Here is a 19,069-nt window from a genome sequence, read left to right as displayed (position 1 = left end):
CGGCTTTGCGCGGACGCCCGGGTCCGATCCAGGTCGACTCTAGCCGTCAGACCCTAATGACCGATTGCCATGCGGAGCGTAAGCACGCGCCTGGTGAGGGGGCGATCGCGACTCGGCGAACGTTCGTGGATGTCGGCGGACGCCGGCACATTCTCCCCAAAACCTTCCCAAAACGAAGGCCTTGAAGCGAGATCGCCGACTTAGGTCTTTGTTTTTATTGGCGCGCCCAAGGGGACTCGAACCCCTGTTTTCGCCGTGAAAGGGCGACGTCCTAGACCGCTAGACGATGGGCGCGTTGGCGACTCGTATAGGCAAACCGGACAGTCTCAGCAAGACCGGCTTTGTCGAAAGCCACGCAAAACAGCGCGGGCGGCCGGCGTCCGGCGGCGGATGCTACGGTTTCCGGTTGATCCCTTCGGGATGCCGGAAACCGTATGAGTTCACCACCGGAAACCCGACCCGCCGGCGATGAAAGCGCCTCGCGGCCGGGAGCCGGTGGGGTCGGGCGGGGTTGGCCCGAATACTTTCTATTTAGACGCCTCGCACCCCGACACGTGGTGCCGGAGGGCGAATTTCGCCTGCCAGAGCGTCCGCCGATCCGAACGACCGGCCAGACGCTCCGGGATTTTTCGTGCCGAGCCTTGTTGGTGGCAAGACCGGTGTCCACTCTTGCGGAGAATGCCCCAAGTTCTTGGTGTGGAGCATTTTTCGCAAAATCGGCCCCGCCTTTGCGGAACGCGCCCTCGGGCCTCAGCCGCCACCGAACAGGATGACCAGCACGCCGATGATGCCGACGACCACGAGAACCAGCACGGCCACCACCTCGATGGGCCCACCCTGGGCGGCCCGCTCCCGCGCGGTCATGTTCAGCACCTGCTCCTTGGACGGCGGGGCCTTCGCCTGAGGCTTCGCCTCGGACGGGGCCTTGATTGCGCTCTGGGGCTTGGGCTCCGTCTTGATCTCGGCCTTGATTTCGGTCTTGGCCGGCTCCTGACCTTGTTCGCCGGCGCTCACGGCCGAGGCTTCCGACGTTGCCGGCGGAGCGACCGCGGGATCGGGAGCTGCGACCTTCTCCCCGGTCTGTCCTGCTTCGGCCTCACGCCGAACCTGCTCAGCGTCCTTTTCCATGCGGGTCTCCTTGTCTCTTCTCTAAGGGCAGCAGCACCCGCGGTGTTGAATCGATATCTCGTCAGGTTTGTCAAATGCCGATGGGCACCTGCCACCATTCCGGACAGGGGTCTGCCCGGCGCCATCAGGGATCTAACTGAGAAGCGGCGCGCCGAGACCTGCCGCGCCGAGACCTGCCCCCTGCCGCGCCGAGACCTGCCGCGCCGACGTCGGCGTCACCGCCGGGTCTGCGCTTCCAGATTGGGGGGCGCCTGCTTGCAGTCGACCAGCCACACGTCATAGATCGCGTGCTCGACCGCGTGCAGGCCGGGAGAGGCGGCGAACATCCATCCGGTGAAGATGCGCCGCATGTCGCCCTGAAGCGTGATCTCGTCGACCTCCAGGAAGCCGGTGGTATTGGGCGTCTCGCTGGGCGGGCGGGTGTAGCAGGCGCGCGGTGTGACCTGCAGCGCGCCGAACTGCACCGTCTCGCCGATCGCGGCATCGAACACGATGATGCGGCCGGTGATCTTGTCGAGGCCGTTGAAGGTCGCCGTGCGGTTCTCGATGCGCTGGGCCGGCGGCGCCACCACCACGAAATCCTCCGAACCCGGCGGCACCGCGCCGGCCGGCGAGGGCGGCGTCTGGGTCTGGATGCCGGGCGCGGCCGGCTGCGGCAGCGCACCCGGCCGGACCGCCTGCCCGGGCGTGGCCTGGGACGGCGGCGTCTGGGGCGGCAGGTTCTGGGCCGGCTGCGGCGGCGCCATGATGCCCGGCATGCCGGGTGCTGCGGGCGGCGGCGGCAGCTCCTGGCGCTCGACCGGCGAATCGAAACTGCCGCGCACCGGCGGCTGGTATTGATACTGGGGTTGAGGCTGGGGCCGCGGCGCGGGCGGGCGCACGTCCTCCGGCTCCTCATAGATGCGCGGCACGGGCTGGCTGCGGCGCGCGCCCGGCACGTCGGCCGGCGGCAGCAGCACCTGCGCCAGCGCCGGAGCGGCCGACAGGGACAAGGCAAGCAGCGCGACGGCGCGAGCGATCATGACCTTCACGGATGAACTCAAACGGCGGCGGCACTACGGGGCCGACAAGACGGGGGCGGCTGCGTCACGTGTATGCGCGGAACCTGCAAGCCGGCATCACGCCCAGCCGGACCGCCGGCGGCGACAGTGCGCGAAACCGCCGCCCATCACGCTTAGCACGGCAAATGAGGCACCGGAAAGGCGGCTCACTCGGCCGGCGTCCACGCCTTGTAATCGCCAGTGGCGGCGGGCCTTTGGCCCTCGGCCTGGATCGAGCCCTTGGGCCGGTAGGCGCGCGGCGTGCCGGTCATGTTTGGGCGGTGCGGCTTCTGCCAGTCGCGCGGCACGTAGGTCTCGGCCACCGGCGGCGTGTCGGTGGTGTGGTGCATCCAGCCCCACCAGCCGGGCGGAATGGTCGAGGCCTCGGCATAACCGCTATAGACCACCCACCGCCGCTCGCGCTTGAAGGCGGGGTTGCGCTTCGGGTCGTTCGGCATGCGGTAGTAGACATTGCCGAACTCGTCCTCGCCCACCTTCTCGCCGCGCCGCCACAGCGTCAGGCGGGTCATGAGGGTGGTGCCGTTCCACCAAGTGAACCAATCCAGGAACAAGCGTTTCAGCATCGCATTCCTCGTGCCCGCGGCCGTTGTCGTGTTGTGGAGCGGGCGGGGCGGCTTGTCCAGTGTGGACCGGCGGCGGCGGCGGCCGCAACCCCGCCTGCCCGATTCGGGCGCCAGCGGAGGCGACCGATTCGGTCGCCGCCGGAACCCGCCACCACCGGCTGCACGTGCCTTTGCGGCAATCTGTGGTTATAAAATACCTTTTCCAACCCCAAACTGTCGCGCCGCAGACGCTTGACAAGCGCTGCCGGCGGCGTTCCGGCCGTCGGCGATCGCACGAACGTGACGGCGCTCCAAGCACTTGCGGCGACTCGCCGACTTGTCCCCACAATCCCCACCGCCATACTACATTTAGGGCTTCGTTCACCGTTGGCGTCTAATCCTTGACGCGTTGCGCTGAGTCGACCTAGCTTCCCGGTCCGTGCCGGGCGCCCCCGCAAGAGACGCCCGGCCGACAATTTCACATGCGTAGCGGGTCGAGACGCGGCCGGACCGGCGCCGTCGAGTGGGGCGGACGGGACGGAGGCGTGGCGCGCCCATGCCGGCCGGCGCCGAGCGAGGTCGCGGCACCGGACTTTCGGATTTGCCAGTGCGGGCGCCGCGGCGCCGGCCGAAGAGGACGACAGCGATGCGGATCGAGCGGCGTTACACCAAAGCGGGCCAGTCGCCCTATGCGGACATCGCGTTCCGGACCACGGTGAGCGAGATCCGCAATCCCGACGGCTCGGTGGTGTTCCGGCTGGAGGGCATCGAGGTGCCCGACTCCTGGTCGCAGGTCGCCGCCGACGTTCTCGCCCAGAAGTATTTCCGCAAGGCGGGCGTGCCGGCCAAGCTGAAGCCGGTGGAGGAGCCCACCGTCCCCTCCTGGCTGTGGCGCAAGGTCGCCGACACGGCCGCGCTGAAGGCGCTGCCGGAGGGCCAGCGCAGCGTCGGCGAAACCAGGGCGACCGAGGTGTTCGACCGGCTGGCCGGCACCTGGACCTATTGGGGCTGGAAGGGCGGCTATTTCGATTCGGAGGACGACGCCCGCGCCTTCTTCGACGAGCACCGCTACATGCTGGCGATGCAGATGGTGGCGCCGAACTCGCCGCAATGGTTCAACACCGGCCTGCATTGGGCCTACGGCATCGACGGGCCGAGCCAGGGCCACTACTACGTCGATTTCGAGACCGGCAAGCTCACCAAGTCCAAGACCGCCTACGAGCATCCGCAGCCGCACGCCTGCTTCATCCAGTCGATCGCCGACGACCTGGTCAATGACGGCGGCATCATGGATCTGTGGGTGCGCGAGGCGCGGCTGTTCAAGTACGGCTCGGGCACCGGCTCCAACTTCTCGCGGCTGCGCGGCGAGGGCGAGAAGCTGTCGGGCGGCGGCCGCTCCTCCGGCCTGATGAGCTTCCTCAAGATCGGCGACCGCGCGGCCGGCGCCATCAAGTCCGGCGGCACCACGCGCCGCGCCGCCAAGATGGTGGTGGTGGACATCGACCACCCCGACATCGAGGCCTATATCGACTGGAAGGTGAAGGAGGAGGAGAAGGTCGCCGCCCTGGTGGCCGGCTCGCGCGCCTGCAACAAGCACCTCAAGGCGATCCTCAAGGCCTGCGTCAATTGCGAGGGCGACAATGGCGACTGCTTCGAGCCCGACAAGAACCCGGCGCTGAAGCGCGAGATCAAGCTGGCGCACCGCGCCGGCGTGCCCGACAATCTGATCAAGCGCATCATCCAGTATGCGCGCCAGGGCTTCGCCGACATCGACTTCCCCGTCTTCGACACCGATTGGGACGGCGAGGCGTACCTCACCGTCGCCGGCCAGAACTCCAACAATTCGGTGCGCGTCACCGACGAGTTCCTGCACGCGGTCGAGCACGACGGCTCGTGGAACCTCACCTGGCGCAACCAGCCCGGCATCGCCAGGACGCTGAAGGCGCGCGATCTGTGGGACAAGATCGGCTACGCGGCGTGGGCCTGCGCCGACCCCGGCCTGCAGTTCCACACCACCATCAATGACTGGCACACCTGCCCCGCCGACGGGCCGATCCGGGCCTCGAACCCGTGCTCGGAATACATGTTCCTCGACGACACGGCGTGCAATCTCGCCTCGCTGAACCTGCTCGCCTTTCGCGACCCGGCGAACGGCGCGTTCGACGTCGAGTCCTACGAGCACGCCATCAAGCTGTGGACCATCGTGCTCGAAATCTCGGTGCTGATGGCGCAGTTCCCGTCGAAGGAGATCGCCGAGCGCTCCTACGAGTTCCGCACGCTGGGCCTCGGCTTCGCCAATATCGGCGGGCTGTTGATGTCGTCGGCGATACCCTACGATTCCGACGAGGGCCGGGCGATCGCCGGCGCGCTCAGCGCCATCATGACCGGCGTCGCCTACGCCACCTCGGCGGAGATGGCGTCCTTCCTCGGCGCCTTCCCCGGCTATTCCAAGAACGCCGAGGCCATGCTGCGGGTGATGCGCAATCACCGCCGCGCCGCCCACGGCTTCCGCGAGGGCTATGAGGGCCTGTCGATCATTCCCGTGCCGCTCGACCACGCCGCCTGCTCCGACCCGCGGCTGATCGACCACGCCAAGCGCGCCTGGGACCGCGCGGTGGTGCTGGGCGAGGCGCACGGCTATCGCAATGCGCAGGTGTCGGTGGTGGCGCCGACCGGCACCATCGGCCTGGTGATGGATTGCGACACCACCGGCATCGAGCCCGATTTCGCGCTGGTGAAGTTCAAGAAGCTGGCCGGCGGCGGCTATTTCAAGATCATCAACCGCGCAGTGCCGGCGGCGCTGCGCCAGCTCGGCTATTCGGAGGCCGAGATCGCCGAGATCGAGGCTTATGCGGTCGGCCACGGCTCGCTGAAGCAGGCGCCCGGCATCAACCCGGCAACGCTCGCCCAGCGCGGCTTCACGCTGGAAGCGATCGACAAGGTCGAGGCCGCCGTGAAGGGCGCGTTCGACATCAAGTTCGCCTTCAACAAATGGACGCTGGGCGAGGCGTTCTGCCATGAGACGCTGGGCATTCCGCTTGAGGCGCTCAACGCACCGGGCTTCGACCTGCTCAGCGCGCTCGGCTTCGGCAAGCGCGAGATCGAGGCGGCGAACCTGCACGTCTGCGGCGCGATGACGGTGGAGGGCGCGCCGCACCTGAAAGAGTCGCACTATCCGGTGTTCGACTGCGCCAATCCGTGCGGGCGCATCGGCAAGCGCTATCTCACGGTGGAGAGCCACATCCGCATGATGGCGGCGGCGCAGCCCTTCATCTCGGGCGCGATCTCCAAGACCATCAACATGCCGAACGACGCCACGGTGGAGGACTGCAAGAGCGCCTACATGCTGTCCTGGCGACTGGGGCTGAAGGCCAACGCGCTCTATCGCGACGGCTCCAAGCTGTCGCAGCCGCTCTCCGCCCAGCTCATCGCCGACGACGCGGACGACGACGACATCGAGGCGCTGCTGGAGAAGCCCTCGGCGGCGCGCGCCGCGCAGGTCGCCGAGCGCATCGTCGAGCGCGTGGTCGAGCGGGTGCAGGTGCAGGTCCAGAAGGTGCGCGAGCGCGAGAAGCTGCCCGACCGCCGCAAGGGCTACACGCAGAAGGCCATCGTCGGCGGCCACAAGGTTTATCTGCGCACCGGCGAATACGAGGACGGGCGGCTCGGCGAAATCTTCATCGACATGCACAAGGAGGGCGCGGCGCTGCGCTCGCTCCTCAACAACTTCGCCATCGCCATTTCGCTCGGCCTGCAATACGGCGTGCCGCTCGACGAATATGTCGACGCCTTCACCTTCACCCGCTTCGAGCCGGCGGGCCCGGTGCAGGGCAACGACATCGTCAAGTACGCCACCTCGATCCTCGACTATGTGTTCCGCGAATTGGCGGTGTCGTATCTCGGCCGCTACGACCTCGGCCACGTGCAGCCCGACGCCTCGTTCGATGCGCTGGGCGCGGGCGTCGCCGAGGGCAAGACGCCCTCGCCCTCGCCGGCCTCGCGCGTCGTCTCGAAGGGCCTGGTGCGCGGCCGCACGCAGAATCTTCTCGTCGTGCCGAAGGGCGAGACCCCGCGCGGCGGCACCGGCACGGTGGCGGTGCTGAAGACCGCCGGCGCCACCGCGCTGAAGCCGAGCTTCGAGACCCACGAGGACATCGAGTCGGACGCCGATCTCGGCATCGGCGAGGCCGAGGCGTCGGAGCGAACCGAGGGCGAGACGGCGCTGCCGCCCGGCACGCCGCGCCCGCGCGACGCCAAGACCGGAGTCAAGGAGGCCGGCGTCAAGGAGGCGGGTGCACGCGAGGCGGGCGTCAAGGAGGCTGGGGCGACCGAGGGCAAGGCCGTGCTGGCCGACCGGCGGGCCGAGGCCAAGGCGCGCGGCTATGAGGGCGAGTCCTGCCCCGAATGCGGCAACTTCACCCTGGTGCGCAACGGCACCTGCATGAAGTGCGACACGTGCGGCGGGACGACGGGGTGCTCGTGAACGATTGGTCAACAGGTTGCAGGGCGGCGATTACTCGCCGCCCTTGACATAGCCGAACATATCAAGAGCAATCGGAATTTTTTCGCAAGATAATAGCCCTGATATTGCAGCCATCCGGGGACAAAAATTTGGATAAAATACACAATTTATCAAAATAAATCAGAATTAATGAAGGAAAGCGAGATGACAAAGATAGACTATCCAGCATTATTTTTGTGCGCAGACGAAGCATCGAATAGATACCAGGCTCACTTTCTTAGGCTTGTTCAAGGCGAGTATGCCACCCTTTTTCTAGCATCTATTTTCTCAATGAGTTTCCTAACAGGCACTTGGTACTACGTTTGTTATGCATTCGTATTTATCGCTGGATTGGTGGTGTTGCTCACGAGAGCTCTACGCAAGCCCGAACAGGATTGGTACCGCTGCCGCGCCCTCGCAGAGAGCGTCAAGACCCTTACTTGGCGGTACGTTATGCGCGCAGCGCCGTTTGGAGACCTAGCCGAGAGTGGGCATCAGGCACAGGCCGAATTCCGAAATCAATTGCACTCTGTCTTTGCAGAAAATCGCGCAACCGCGGAGAAAATAGTAAGCGACTGGTCTGGAAACGATCAAATTACAGACAGAATGCAGCAAATCCGCTTAATGTCACTTTCTGATAGAATAAAATACTACATCAATAATCGCATTGATGAACAAAGAGAATGGTACGCTCGAAAGGCTATCATTAATAGACGGGGCGCATCTTTCTGGGTTACCGCTAGTTCTATTGCTTATGTACTAGCAACAGCACTTGTTATTACTCGAATCGCAGCACCGGATTGGCCATATTGGCCAATCGAGCCATTAATTGTAGTTGCTGCCTCTGTAGTTGGGTGGATGCAGATAAGGAAATTCAATGAGCTTTGCGCCGCGTACACTGTAACCGCCCATGAGATCGGATTAATCAAGATGCGGACCGAAGCAACATGCAGCGAAGAAGATTTTTCGCAGTTTGTGAACGATGCTGAAAAGGCGTTTTCACGTGAGCACACATTATGGATAGCAAGACAGTCAGATTAAGAGGAGCACTTCATGACCAACACCGCGTACATTGTTTTCGATGGCGATACCGACAAGTGGGCATACGCCTACATAAACGGCTGGAAAGCAAATAGATCTATTGAATTTAACTATCAAGATGCGCATGACCTCGACAATATGACCGCTCGCGCACAAGGGGAATATTATGTGAAATCAAGACTACGTGAACGCATGAAGCAATCTGACGTAGTCATAGTTCTGATAGGTGAAAAGACAAAGAACCTATACAAATACGTCCGCTGGGAACTAGAATTGGCCTTAGAACTTGGTTTGCCCATAATCGCGGCAAATCTAAATAAAAAGAATGGACAGGATCCGAATCTGTGCCCCGCAATCATTCGAGATAAATCTTCGGTTGTTCACATCCCTTACACGCTGAAGCCCTGAAACACGCCATGAAAGATTTTATTCCATTTTATCGTTCATTTTCACCTGAGAAGAAGCGCGACACGACTTGGTACTACTATAGACACTTTGATTAACGATCCACATGACAGCAAGCGTAGGGCGGAATAGCGAAGCGTATTCCGCCATTTACGGCGCGACACCCGGCCGGGGCGGCGCAATACGCTGACGCTATTGCGCCCTACAGGACGACCCCTACAGGGCGACAAGGTTCGCGTCGACACGACGACGGCTGGTGGGTCCCCTTCCCTCGCGCGGGCCGCGCTCGCCGGGGACGACTGCGGCGTGGTTCGCCCTGCTCGCCGGGGACGACCGCGCGCGCCAGCCGCCCGGCACCGGCCGACGCAATGATGCCGGAACCGGACCGGTCGTTCCCGGCGACCGCCGCAGGCGGTCGGGAAGGGAACCCATGATCTTCCGCCGGCTCAATCTCGCGCAGCTCCAACACACGGGAACCCGGGACATAGGACGGCGACAGGCTGGCGCTCGCGAAGGTACCTTGCACAGACCGCACCAACGCCGCAAAGTTGCATCCCGTTCGAACAAACCGGAACGCCCATGACCGTCTCGCCAACACATGTGCGGTTCGACGCCGGCGTGATGTGGGTCACGCTGTCCGACGGCCGCACGCTCGGTGTGCCGCTGGCGTGGTTCCCGCGCCTCTATCACGCCAGCCCGGAACAGCGCGCCGAGGTCGAAATCAGCCCCCGCGGGCTGCATTGGGATGCGCTCGACGAGGACATCTCGGTTGCCGGGCTTCTGGTCGGTCGTGGCGACATGACCCGCGGCCTGAGGAAGCGGCGTGAACGCTTCCCGAATGCGGCAACTTCACGCTGGTGCGCAAGGGCACCTGCATGAAGTGCGACACCTGCGGTGGGACGACGGAGTGCAGTTGAGTTTTCGCGTCAAAACTCTACCTGGACACGAAGCTTGATCCCGGAGACCCAAAGCCTGTCACAGACAGACACGAAGTCTGCAAACGAGGTTCCGGGCGGCTGATACAGCTACGTGGCCAGGAATGCCGCCGGATCCAAGTGGCTCAGCGCCGGTTCGCCGATGAGGAATTCCGCCACCGCTTCGTTCTCGGCGGTCGAAGTATCAACCAGGGTACCGTCGACATCAAACAGGATCGCGCGGATCACCGTAGCCTCGGCAACAGATGGCGCTCATACAGCTCGTCCGCCACGCGTCGGAAAGCCACAGGATCCATGTCGGCACCGATGTCCACGTAGACCGGCTGGATCGTTGTGGCGTGCGTCTCCGCAAAGTCCAGGAGATGGCGTTGCCAGCATCGATAGAAGTCAGCGATCTGGGAATCGTCGCCTAAGCTGTCGAGATGGGAGGACCAGTGGGTGTTCCGGTGGCGTCTGGTCGAGAGTACGCGAGCCGGGAGTTCCTCATCCCGGCATCGCAGCACGATGCGGACGATCTGGCAGTCGTCGGCCTGCGCGTACAGCCGGGCAACGAAATCGTGGTTCCGCTGCCACTGGCCCAAGCCAAGCATGCGCATGTTGGCGACATGGCTCAGCAGAAAGCGCTCCATCAACACGATAGGCGACGCGTTGCCGGCTCGCCCTCGGAACTTGGAACCTTCCAGCATGGATTTCAGCATAGCCGGCACGGCCATCAGATCGACCAGATGCTTAGCGACCTGCTCCTCCGTCAGGGTGCCGGCCTCCTTCGCGTGCTCTAGCACGCGTTCGGTGTAATGCTCGCTGAGCAGGAGCTTGGTGTTCGCAGGGTGGCGCTCGCCGATGAGAGCCTGCATTCGCTTGAAGACAATCGATTTACCGACGCCGGTGACGCCTTCTATGATAAAACCTGGCATGAAGGGCGTTCCCTGGAGGCGACCGTCGCGCCGTTGGCGAATGACTAAGCAATCGTAAGGTGGAATAGCAAGCGTATGGCGGATGGCGAATTGTATTCCACCAGTCTGATATTCCGGCGTTCCTGGCGCAATACGCTGACGCTATTGCGCCCTACATAAATGTGGCTTCGTGCCGATACCGCAGCGCCGGCGACAACAGATTTTCGATCACGCGGCGTGCCCGGCCTCGATCTCCACCGTCCCGGCCATCGGCATGGGAACGTTTTTCGACTGGCGAGCGACGAGTGCAAATGCACCATCCATCCATGCCGTCGAGATTTTCAGAGCGTGATCTGCAACGATAGAACCGACTAACGACATAGCTCGCCCTTAGACTTGCTGGATTCTGGGTGATTGAGTTTCGCGCCGGACGCAGTCAGCGCGGCACGCCGTATAGACATAGTTCACCATCGAAAGAGCGACAAAGATTCCGATGGTGGCGAAGGGCAATACGAATAGATGAAAATTCGACTCATGAACGTTCCAGGAGCGCCCCGCGCCGGGAGGCTTCATGCTCGCCGCCGCCGCCCAAAGTACGGTGAGGACCCCCAAACCATGTACCAACGCAGACATGACCAAACCGCGCCACAGTCTAGCGCTTCTTAAGACAGCATCTAGATCTGGAAGACGCCCCTTCCGAACTGCCTGCACTGGAATATTGTCTGCTATAAGATCGCTAACGACAACAATATAGAATAGTACCCCGATGACAAAGAGATAATAGTAGACCGAATAATAGATTTCAAGGTACACCGCCCTGCAATGCAATCCAGCGGCGGTCAACCGCCGTTCATTTTCCCGGATGACATCGACGAGTTGCGAGGCGGGCCAGTCGAACGCATTGAGGGCGGGCGCAATGGCGCAGAACGGAGCATCGCCCCAGATCGTATTGACGAGCACGATCGGAAGGAGCAGCCCGAGCCACACTGCACACCCGGCAATGACGATTTTCGTGTGCAGCCGGTTCATCCGCTTAGCGGCTGCGTCGTCGGCCAGCAGCCGCTCCAGCTCGGCGAGATAAGTCCGGGCGTCGAGATCATTGCGCACGAAGCGCCGTGCCTGCCAGTCGTAGCGGTAGAACCACCGAAACAGATCCGCCGCGCAGCCGAGAGCGACGAGGCCCAGCCCCCACGCCAGCGAATTGGCGCCGAGCCAGGCCATGAAACCGAACAGGCAGGTCAATTGGGTCGCAGCCAACACCTCGACGGCAGCTAGTTCCATGCGACGGTAGAGTTCTTGCATTTGTCACCCGGCTTCAAAGGTCTAAGCGCTCTAGGAATTACTGCGCCAGCATAGAAGTTAGTAAGCGTATGGCGGAATAGCGAAGCGTATTCCGCCCTTTACGGCGCGACACCCGGCCGGGCCGACGCAATACGCTGACGCGATTGCGCCCTACAGAGCGACGAGATCCGTGACGACACGACGACGGCCGGTGTGGGTCCCCTTCCCTCGCGCGGCTGATGCCGCGCTCGCCGGGGACGACCGCGGCGTGGTTCGCCCTGCGCGCCGGGGACGACCGCGCGCGCCGGCCCCGCACCGGCCGACGCAATGATGCCGGACCGGACCGGTCGTTCCCGGCGACCGCCGCAGGCGGTCGGGAAGGGAACCCAAGACCGCGCCGGACCAGGAGACACGATGGGGACCGGACGGCAGCAGGATCGAGGCGGAAACCCACTATCGGACCAGCTCACACCGTTCAAACGAGTGGGGCCACCTCACGAGGCGATGGCGGCGCACAGCGCGGTCGAGACCTTCGAGAAGACGATCCGTCCGTCCGGCTCACCGTTCCGCTGGCTCAGGTGTCACGACAGTGTCGTGCGGCCAATTCTCGCCCGCAGGCCATCCGCCCGAGTGGGCGCAGATGGAACAGGTCGAGGGCGAGAACGTTTCATGATCAGGACTGCTGTCCATATTTCGGGCGCCTTAGGCTGCGCCTGTATAACCCCCCGAGGATGACATGAGGATTGCCCAGGTCGCGCCTTTGATGGAGAGCGTGCCGCCGAAATACTATGGCGGGACCGAGCGCGTGGTGCACTTCCTCACCGAGGCGCTCGTCGACCTTGGTCATGACGTGACGCTGTTCGCCAGCGGCGATTCCGTCACCCGCGCCGATCTCGTGCCGGTGGTGCGCAAGGCGCTGCGGCTCGATCCGGCCGTGGCCGATCCGGTGCCGTATTACTTGCTGATGCTCGACTGGCTGAACAGCCGCGCCGACGAGTTCGACGTCCTGCATTTCCACATCGATGCCTTCCACTTTCCGCTGTTCAACAACCGGCGCCACCGCACGGTGACGACGCTGCACGGACGCCAGGATCTGCCCGATATCGGCGCCCTCTATCGCGGCTTCCCCGGCATGCCGCTGGTCTCGATCTCGAACCACCAGCGCACCGCGGTGGCGGACGCGAATTTCGCCGCCACCATCCCGCATGGCCTGCCGAAGGATCTGCTGGCGCCGACCTACGATCCGCGCGGCGGCTATCTCGCCTTTCTCGGGCGGATGTCGCCGGAGAAGGGCCCGCTCATCGCAATCAGGCTGGCACGCGCGCTCGGCCTGCAGCTGCGCATGGCGGCCAAGGTCGACAAGGTCGACGAACGATATTTCCGGGAGGTGGTGCATCCCGAGATCGCCTGCGGCAACGATGTCGAGTTCATCGGCGAGATCGACGACCGCGACAAGGCGAAGCTGCTGGGCGAGGCGCAGGCGCTGCTGTTCCCGATCGCCTGGCCCGAGCCGTTCGGCCTGGTGATGATCGAGGCCATGGCGTGCGCGACGCCGGTGCTCGCCTTCCGTGCCGGCTCGGTGTCGGAGGTGATCGAGGATCACGTGACCGGACGCATCGTCGACGATTTCGACGAGGCGCTGTGCGCGATCCCCGAGGTGCTGTCGCTCGACCGTCGGCGTATCCGCGCCGAGTTCGAGGCACGGTTCACCGCCGAGCGGATGGCGCGCGATTATGTCGATGTCTATCGCGGTCTGGCGTGGACCATTCGCAGGCCGGCGGTGCGGCCGCGGCTGATTGCGCCGCGCCAGGCCGCCCCAGTTCACGTTCTGCAGAGTGAGGTTCATGCCGGCTAAGACAACGGCCGTCACCGAACTGCTGATCGACACCGTCGGCGAGTCCCCGTTCTACATTCCCGCCACCGGCCCCTCGGCCCGCCCGCGGCGAACCTTGAAGCATGGCGACTGCTTCGCCGTGCTGGATTCCTACGGCGACATCGGCGCGTCGCAGGGCGGCCACGACGGCTTGTTCTTCTGCGACACCCGCTATTTGTCGCGGCTTGAGCTGATGATCAACGGCACCCTGCCGCTGCTGCTCGATTCCACCGTGCGCGACGACAATCTGGCATTGGCGGCCGACCTGACCAATCCGGATGTCTATTTCGACGGCCACGTGGTGCTGCCCAAGGACACCATCCACATGGTGCGCTCGGTGGTGCTGTGGGAGGGCGTCGCGCATGTGCGGCTGGGCTTGCGCAATCACGGCGAACGGCCGGTGCGGCTCGGCCTCGCCTTCATCTTCGCCGCCGATTTCGCCGATCTGTTCGAGGTCCGCGGGGCGCGGCGCGAGCGCCATGGCCGCATCCAGACGAACGTCACCTCGGCGCAGGATGTCAGCATCTCCTGCGCCGGGCTGGACGGGCGCACGCGCACGACCACCATCTGCTTCAACCCGGCGCCGGAGACGCTCGGCGCCACCGCTGCCTCCTGGCGCGTGACCCTGGCGCCGAACCAGAGCCGGTCGCTGTTCCTGCAGGTCGCCTGCGATCCGCAGGCGGGCAGGCCCATCGCCTTCGGCGCGGCGATGCTGGCGGCGCATCGCTCGCGGCGCGCGCTGACGCGGGACATGGCCAGCGTCGAGACCAGCCACCAGGTGCTGAACGAGGTGCTGCGCCGCTCGATGGCCGACCTTGCCATGCTGACCACCGAGACGCCGGAGGGGCCCTATCCCTATGCCGGCATCCCCTGGTACTCGACCACGTTCGGCCGCGACGGCATCATCACCGCCATCGAAATGCTCTGGGCCGCGCCCGCCATTGCGCGCGGCGTGCTGGCCCGTCTCGCGGCGCTGCAGGCCACCGAAGCCGACCCGGCGTGCGACGCCGAACCCGGCAAGATCCTGCACGAGATGCGCGGCGGCGAAATGGCGGCGCTCGGCGAGGTTCCGTTCTCGCGCTACTATGGCAGCAATGATTCCACCCCGCTGTTCCTCGTCCTGCTCGGCCTCTATGTCGAGCGCACCGACGATCTGGCGACGCTGCGGGCGCTGTGGCCGGCGGCGCTCGCCGCGCTGCACTGGATCGACAATTACGGCGATCGCGACGGCGACGGCTTCGTCGAATATGCCCGGGCCACTGAGAACGGCCTGACCAATCAGGGCTGGAAGGACAGCCACGACGCCGTCTTCCACGCCGACGGGCGGCTGGCCGATGGGCCGATCGCGCTGGTCGAGGTTCAGGCCTACGTCTTCTTCGCCAAGACCCTGATGGCGCGGCTCGCCCGCCGCCTCGGCCACGGTGACGCCGGCGACCAGCTCGACGAGGAGGCCGTGCGCCTCGCCACCCGGTTCGACGAGGCCTTCTGGTGCGAGGGCCTCGGCACCTACGCCCTGGCGCTCGACGGCATGAAGCGGCGCTGCGAGGTGCGCACCTCCAATGCCGGCCATGTGCTGTGGGCGAGGCTCGCGCCGCCGGACCGTGCCGCGCGCGTCGCGCGCGATCTGATGAAGCCGGATTTCTTCTCGGGCTGGGGCATCCGCACAGTCGCCAAGGACGAGCGGCGCTACAATCCGATGTCCTACCACAATGGGTCGGTCTGGCCGCACGACAACGCCATGATCGCGGCGGGCATGGCGCATTATGGCGCCGGCGAGGCGGTGCAGCGGGTGTTCGGCGGCATCCTCGACGCCGCCGCCTATATGGAGCTGCGCCGTCTGCCGGAGCTCTATTGCGGCTTTCGCCGCCGCGCCGGGCGCGGCCCCACGCTTTATCCGGTGGCCTGCGCGCCGCAGGCCTGGGCGTCCGCCACGCCGTTCTCGCTGGTCCAGTCCTGCCTCGGCCTGGAGCTGAAGCCGGCAACCAGCGAGATCCGCTTCGTCAATCCGGTGCTGCCGCCGCAGCTCGATTGGGTTCGGCTGCGCAATCTCCGTGTCGGCACCGCCACCGCCGACGTGCTGGTGCGCCAGCTCGGCGACGGCGTCTCGGTGGATTTCGAGCGCGCCCTCGGCGACGCGCAGATCACCGTCAAGATGACGCGATAGCGTCGGCCGCAGATCTCCCGCTGGCTGCCTCGGGCAGGCTGGTCCGGAACTCTTCATGATCCGGACCATGCTTCGTCACCGCTGCAAGCCCATGACACAAATATTTTTTCTGGGTGGCTCCTAACCTGCGATCCGTATGTTGAGATATTCATTTCCAGACTCGTTCGGCATTTCAGACTCAAACAGGTCTTTCAGTTTCTCGATGCTTGGAGCCGCCGAACGCTTTCCGGAAAGGACGTAGCCATAGACCTGCCGGTTGTCCAGATACTGAGGAATGCTACGCTTGCGGGCGCTTTCGGCAAGGACCACGTATTCGAGCCGGGCGGTTCCGTCCTCGAAGGCGAGATCCTCCATCACGTCGGCGCGGACAAGGTAGCTGCCATTGACAACCGGCATCTCCAGCACCCCGCGGACCCGGCGGTTGAGGACCCATGAATACTGGTCGCAATTTTCGAAATAGCCATTTGCGTCGATCTCGGCATGGTAGTTCGAATAGGGATCGTCCGGGCTCACGGCGCGCAGGAATGGCGCGACGATTGGTAGGTTGAGCGCCACCAGTTCGCGCAGCGTGCAAGGACGCATCAAGGTGTCGGCGTCGGCGACAAAACAGAAATCGCACCCGTGCGCCTGGGCACGGCTGAAACTGGCCTTGCGCCAGTGGCCGGGACTGCGGGGCGTCGACGACGTCCGTTCATGCAGGATGAACGGTTTGACACGCCCGCCCGCATCCCCGGCGTCGAACTCCACGCCGGCGTACTGGTCCTTGATGCGGCCCGCCCAATCGTGCAGCCGCCGCTCGATTGCGTCCGTGCTGCCGAAGGTGAGGACGCTCAGCACGATCGAGGACTTCGGATAATCGAGCGCCTCGATGCACTGGAGATAGAGCGGCAGGGAGTCCTCGTCCTGTCCGGCGATGATCGACACCAGCACGCGGGGCGTGCCGTTCAGTCGCGAGCGGAGCGGCCGCGGCGGGCGCAAGGCATGCTGCTCGGCCAAGCTCTCGGTGCCCAGCGATCCCAGGCTTGCATCGCGCGGCAACTTCGCGCTCGCGAACCGCGCGTTTTCGACCACGCGCGGCATATCAGTGGCCGCGAGCTTGCCGGTCGCGAGCAGCTTCAGGCTCGCATCGAGGGAATCCCGATAGCGCCCGGACCAATAGGCGTTGAGCGCAAGCTCATCCAGCAGGCCGATGTCGTAGACCCAGGGTTCGACAAACAGCCCGTCGGCCGGCATCTCGATCGCCAGTCCACGCTTGGCGAGGTCGTAGCCATCCTCGAAGAGACCCCTGAAGCGGCAGAACCGGCTGGCCTTGTAAAGGGCCTCGGCCCGCGTCGGCTGCGCGTTCGCCGCGCGGCGATAGGCGTCGATGACGTCCTGATCGGAATGACCGAGCTGCTCCTTCAGCTGAGCGGCACAGTAGAGGCTGATGAACACCTCCTCCTGCCAGTATCCAAGCCCGGCCCGGATCAGATAATTCTCTAGCGCCTTGTCCAGCGCGCGGCAGTCGCGATAGCTCTGCGCCAGATAGAAGCGGTAGCGCGTGATCAGGAACGGGTCGGTCTCGGTCCGCAGCGCCTCCTCGAGCACGGCAGCGTCGCGCTGATACGTCCGCGGATCCTGCCGGCGCGCGCCGTCTGGATTGCTCCGCATGAGCATCCCCGTGAGCAGTCCTGGCGGGCCGGCCACCTCGCAGGTGAGGAATTCGTGCAGCACGCCTTCATAGCGCCACCCACACGCGGCGCGCACCAATTGCGGCCGGCGATAGGCGACGGTGCTGATGCGGATCTCCATCATGTAGGAGTCGGCGGTCAGGAACGGCAGCACGGTGCCCGGCTCGATCTCCAGCGTATCGTCGGCGTCGATGATCAGCGCGTAATCACACTGTCCGCGGGCCAGCTCCAGGGCTTCGGTGCGGTTGTGGGCGAAGTTCCGCCAGGGCCGCTCATGCAGTTCGCCCGGCAGGTCGCGCAGATGCTCGCGTATGATATCCTGCGTGCCGTCGGTGGAGCCGGTGTCGACGATGACCCATCGGTTGATGATCGGCCGCACGCTGTCGAGACACCGGCGAATGACCGACGCCTCGTTCTTGACGATCATGTTCAGGCAAATAATCTGTCCGGACGCGTTCATCGGCGTATCCATGTGTTTCAGAATGTCCATGTGTTGATGCGTCGGCGACAAGCGGACGCGGACAGGATGGGGACCATGACCCTCGACAGCCGGTCATGAAACGGCGCAGCTTCATGTCGCTGCTCGGGGCCGGCGCGCTGCTGGCGTTGAAAACGGCTGCGGCACGCGCCATCTCTCCGAAGATGACGTTGCTCACCGCCCCTCTCGAACTTGGAGGCAACTGGGGCGGGTCGGCACCGAGAGATGCCGCCGCCGTGATCGAGCGGATGCGCGCGGCCTGCCTGGCGGGCGTTCCGCTTCTGTCCGACCGTCAGCCCGAGAAGCTTCGCGTCGACGACAAGGCGGACACCAACCCGGCGATCTGGCTCCAGACCGACCTGCCGACAACGGCCTGGATCATCGTCATCGTCGGCACCCGGGACTGGTGCAATCTCGCCTACCAGTTCGGGCACGAGCTGGGGCATGTGCTCTGCAACAGCTGGCAGGCGGACTCCATCCCGCTCAATCCGTGCCGCTGGATCGAGGAAGCGCTGGTCGAGGCGTTCTCGCTGCGCGGGCTGGCGCGCCTGGCGGACGAGTGGGAGCGTGCGCCGCCATTCCCCAACGACGCCGCCTATGCCGGCTCCATCCGCACCTACCGCGAGACCATTTTGGCCGGTCACCGCAAGTTCGGGCAGGACCAGGGCATCGAAGATGGCTTCGGGGCTTGGTTCAAGTCGCAGAAGGCGGTGTTCGCCAAGCGCGGCGGCATCGATGTCGCGCGCGGCGCGGTGCCGGCGATGCTCAGCCTGTTCGAGGACGATGCGGCCACGGTCGCGGACATGGGCGCGCTGAACCGCTGGCCGGGGCGAAGCGGCCTTTCCCTGCGCAGCTACCTCTCCAACTGGAAGAAGAGCTGCGCGGAGCTGAACGCGCCCGGCCAATTGCCGGTGCGAATACGGAGCCTTCTCGCCGGCCCGTGAGGCGTCAGCGGACCCAAAGCAGTCTCCGCAAAAGTGGGAACCGGTTTTGCGGAAGAGACTGCGACAACTCAATAGCGCGAAGCAGTCTCCGCAAAAGTGGGAACCGATTTTGCGGAAGAGACTGCGACAACTCAATAGCGCGGAGCAGTCTCC

At 64.5% G+C, this 19,069-nt stretch carries 13 protein-coding genes, 1 tRNA gene and 1 pseudogene; 7 read left to right on the top strand and 8 right to left on the bottom strand.

Going from position 1 to position 19,069, the window contains the following annotated elements; genetic code table 11:
• Positions 1-218: 218 nt before the first annotated feature.
• The 4 genes from F1193_RS14390 to F1193_RS14375 all read right to left on the bottom strand — a co-directional run bounded on the left by F1193_RS14390 (position 219) and on the right by F1193_RS14375 (position 2,752).
• Positions 219-294, bottom strand: a tRNA-Glu gene (locus tag F1193_RS14390).
• 456 nt (positions 295-750) lie between these two features.
• A complete protein-coding gene (locus F1193_RS14385) occupies positions 751-1,128 on the bottom strand; it encodes a hypothetical protein (RefSeq protein WP_150098488.1) in 378 nt (125 codons plus the stop codon).
• 215 nt (positions 1,129-1,343) lie between these two features.
• On the bottom strand, positions 1,344-2,150 hold the full coding sequence (locus F1193_RS14380) for a DUF2155 domain-containing protein (protein WP_150098487.1): 807 nt from the start codon (positions 2,148-2,150) through the stop codon (positions 1,344-1,346).
• A 185-nt stretch (positions 2,151-2,335) separates the two neighbouring features.
• Positions 2,336-2,752 (bottom strand): NADH:ubiquinone oxidoreductase subunit NDUFA12, encoded by a 417-nt coding sequence (locus F1193_RS14375; protein ID WP_150098486.1) that lies wholly within the window; start codon positions 2,750-2,752, stop codon positions 2,336-2,338.
• A 625-nt stretch (positions 2,753-3,377) separates the two neighbouring features.
• Between F1193_RS14375 and F1193_RS14370 the strand changes: the two genes are divergently transcribed.
• The 4 genes and pseudogenes from F1193_RS14370 to F1193_RS17815 form a co-directional block, all read left to right on the top strand.
• Positions 3,378-7,214: a vitamin B12-dependent ribonucleotide reductase gene (locus F1193_RS14370; RefSeq protein WP_150098485.1), complete on the top strand. Its 3,837-nt coding sequence runs from the start codon at positions 3,378-3,380 to the stop codon at positions 7,212-7,214.
• 183 nt (positions 7,215-7,397) lie between these two features.
• A complete protein-coding gene (locus F1193_RS14365; RefSeq protein ID WP_150098484.1) occupies positions 7,398-8,273 on the top strand; it encodes a DUF4231 domain-containing protein in 876 nt (291 codons plus the stop codon).
• Between the two features lie 12 nt (positions 8,274-8,285).
• Positions 8,286-8,681, top strand: coding sequence for a TIR domain-containing protein (locus F1193_RS14360; protein WP_246164424.1), 396 nt, complete (start codon positions 8,286-8,288; stop codon positions 8,679-8,681).
• 576 nt (positions 8,682-9,257) lie between these two features.
• Positions 9,258-9,407 (top strand): annotated as a pseudogene (locus F1193_RS17815) (DUF2442 domain-containing protein); the annotation flags it as partial.
• 296 nt (positions 9,408-9,703) lie between these two features.
• On the opposite strand, the gene F1193_RS17160 reads toward F1193_RS17815, so the two are convergent.
• The 3 genes from F1193_RS17160 to F1193_RS14345 all read right to left on the bottom strand — a co-directional run bounded on the left by F1193_RS17160 (position 9,704) and on the right by F1193_RS14345 (position 11,808).
• Entirely contained in the window at positions 9,704-9,841 is a 138-nt protein-coding gene (locus tag F1193_RS17160; protein ID WP_170263672.1) for a hypothetical protein, read from the bottom strand.
• Positions 9,838-10,527 (bottom strand): hypothetical protein, encoded by a 690-nt coding sequence (locus F1193_RS14350; RefSeq protein ID WP_150098482.1) that lies wholly within the window; start codon positions 10,525-10,527, stop codon positions 9,838-9,840. Before F1193_RS14350 ends, F1193_RS17160 begins: the two co-directional genes overlap by 4 nt.
• A gap of 369 nt (positions 10,528-10,896) precedes the next feature.
• Positions 10,897-11,808, bottom strand: coding sequence for a hypothetical protein (locus tag F1193_RS14345; RefSeq protein WP_150098481.1), 912 nt, complete (start codon positions 11,806-11,808; stop codon positions 10,897-10,899).
• Between the two features lie 715 nt (positions 11,809-12,523).
• On the opposite strand from F1193_RS14345, the gene F1193_RS14335 reads away from it, so the two are divergent.
• Both F1193_RS14335 and F1193_RS14330 read left to right on the top strand, forming a co-directional pair.
• Positions 12,524-13,642, top strand: coding sequence for a glycosyltransferase family 4 protein (locus F1193_RS14335; RefSeq protein ID WP_150098479.1), 1,119 nt, complete (start codon positions 12,524-12,526; stop codon positions 13,640-13,642).
• Positions 13,632-15,824, top strand: a complete 2,193-nt coding sequence (locus F1193_RS14330; RefSeq protein WP_150098478.1) for an amylo-alpha-1,6-glucosidase — start codon at positions 13,632-13,634, stop codon at positions 15,822-15,824. The genes F1193_RS14335 and F1193_RS14330 overlap by 11 nt, the downstream gene beginning before the upstream one ends.
• Before the next feature lie 120 nt (positions 15,825-15,944).
• Here F1193_RS14330 and F1193_RS14325 read toward each other — a convergent pair whose 3' ends face one another.
• Complete coding sequence (locus tag F1193_RS14325; protein WP_246164423.1) at positions 15,945-17,984, bottom strand: glycosyltransferase; 2,040 nt, start codon at positions 17,982-17,984, stop codon at positions 15,945-15,947.
• Positions 17,985-18,049: 65 nt separating this feature from the next.
• Here F1193_RS14325 and F1193_RS14320 point away from each other — a divergent pair, with 65 nt between their 5' ends.
• A complete protein-coding gene (locus F1193_RS14320) occupies positions 18,050-18,916 on the top strand; it encodes a hypothetical protein (RefSeq protein ID WP_150098477.1) in 867 nt (288 codons plus the stop codon).
• Positions 18,917-19,069 lie beyond the last annotated feature (153 nt).

It is taken from the genome of Blastochloris sulfoviridis (assembly GCF_008630065.1).
Lineage (GTDB): Bacteria > Pseudomonadota > Alphaproteobacteria > Rhizobiales > Xanthobacteraceae > Blastochloris > Blastochloris sulfoviridis.
Note: the sequence above shows the minus strand (reverse complement) of the source record. Positions and strands in the feature narration are given on the sequence as shown.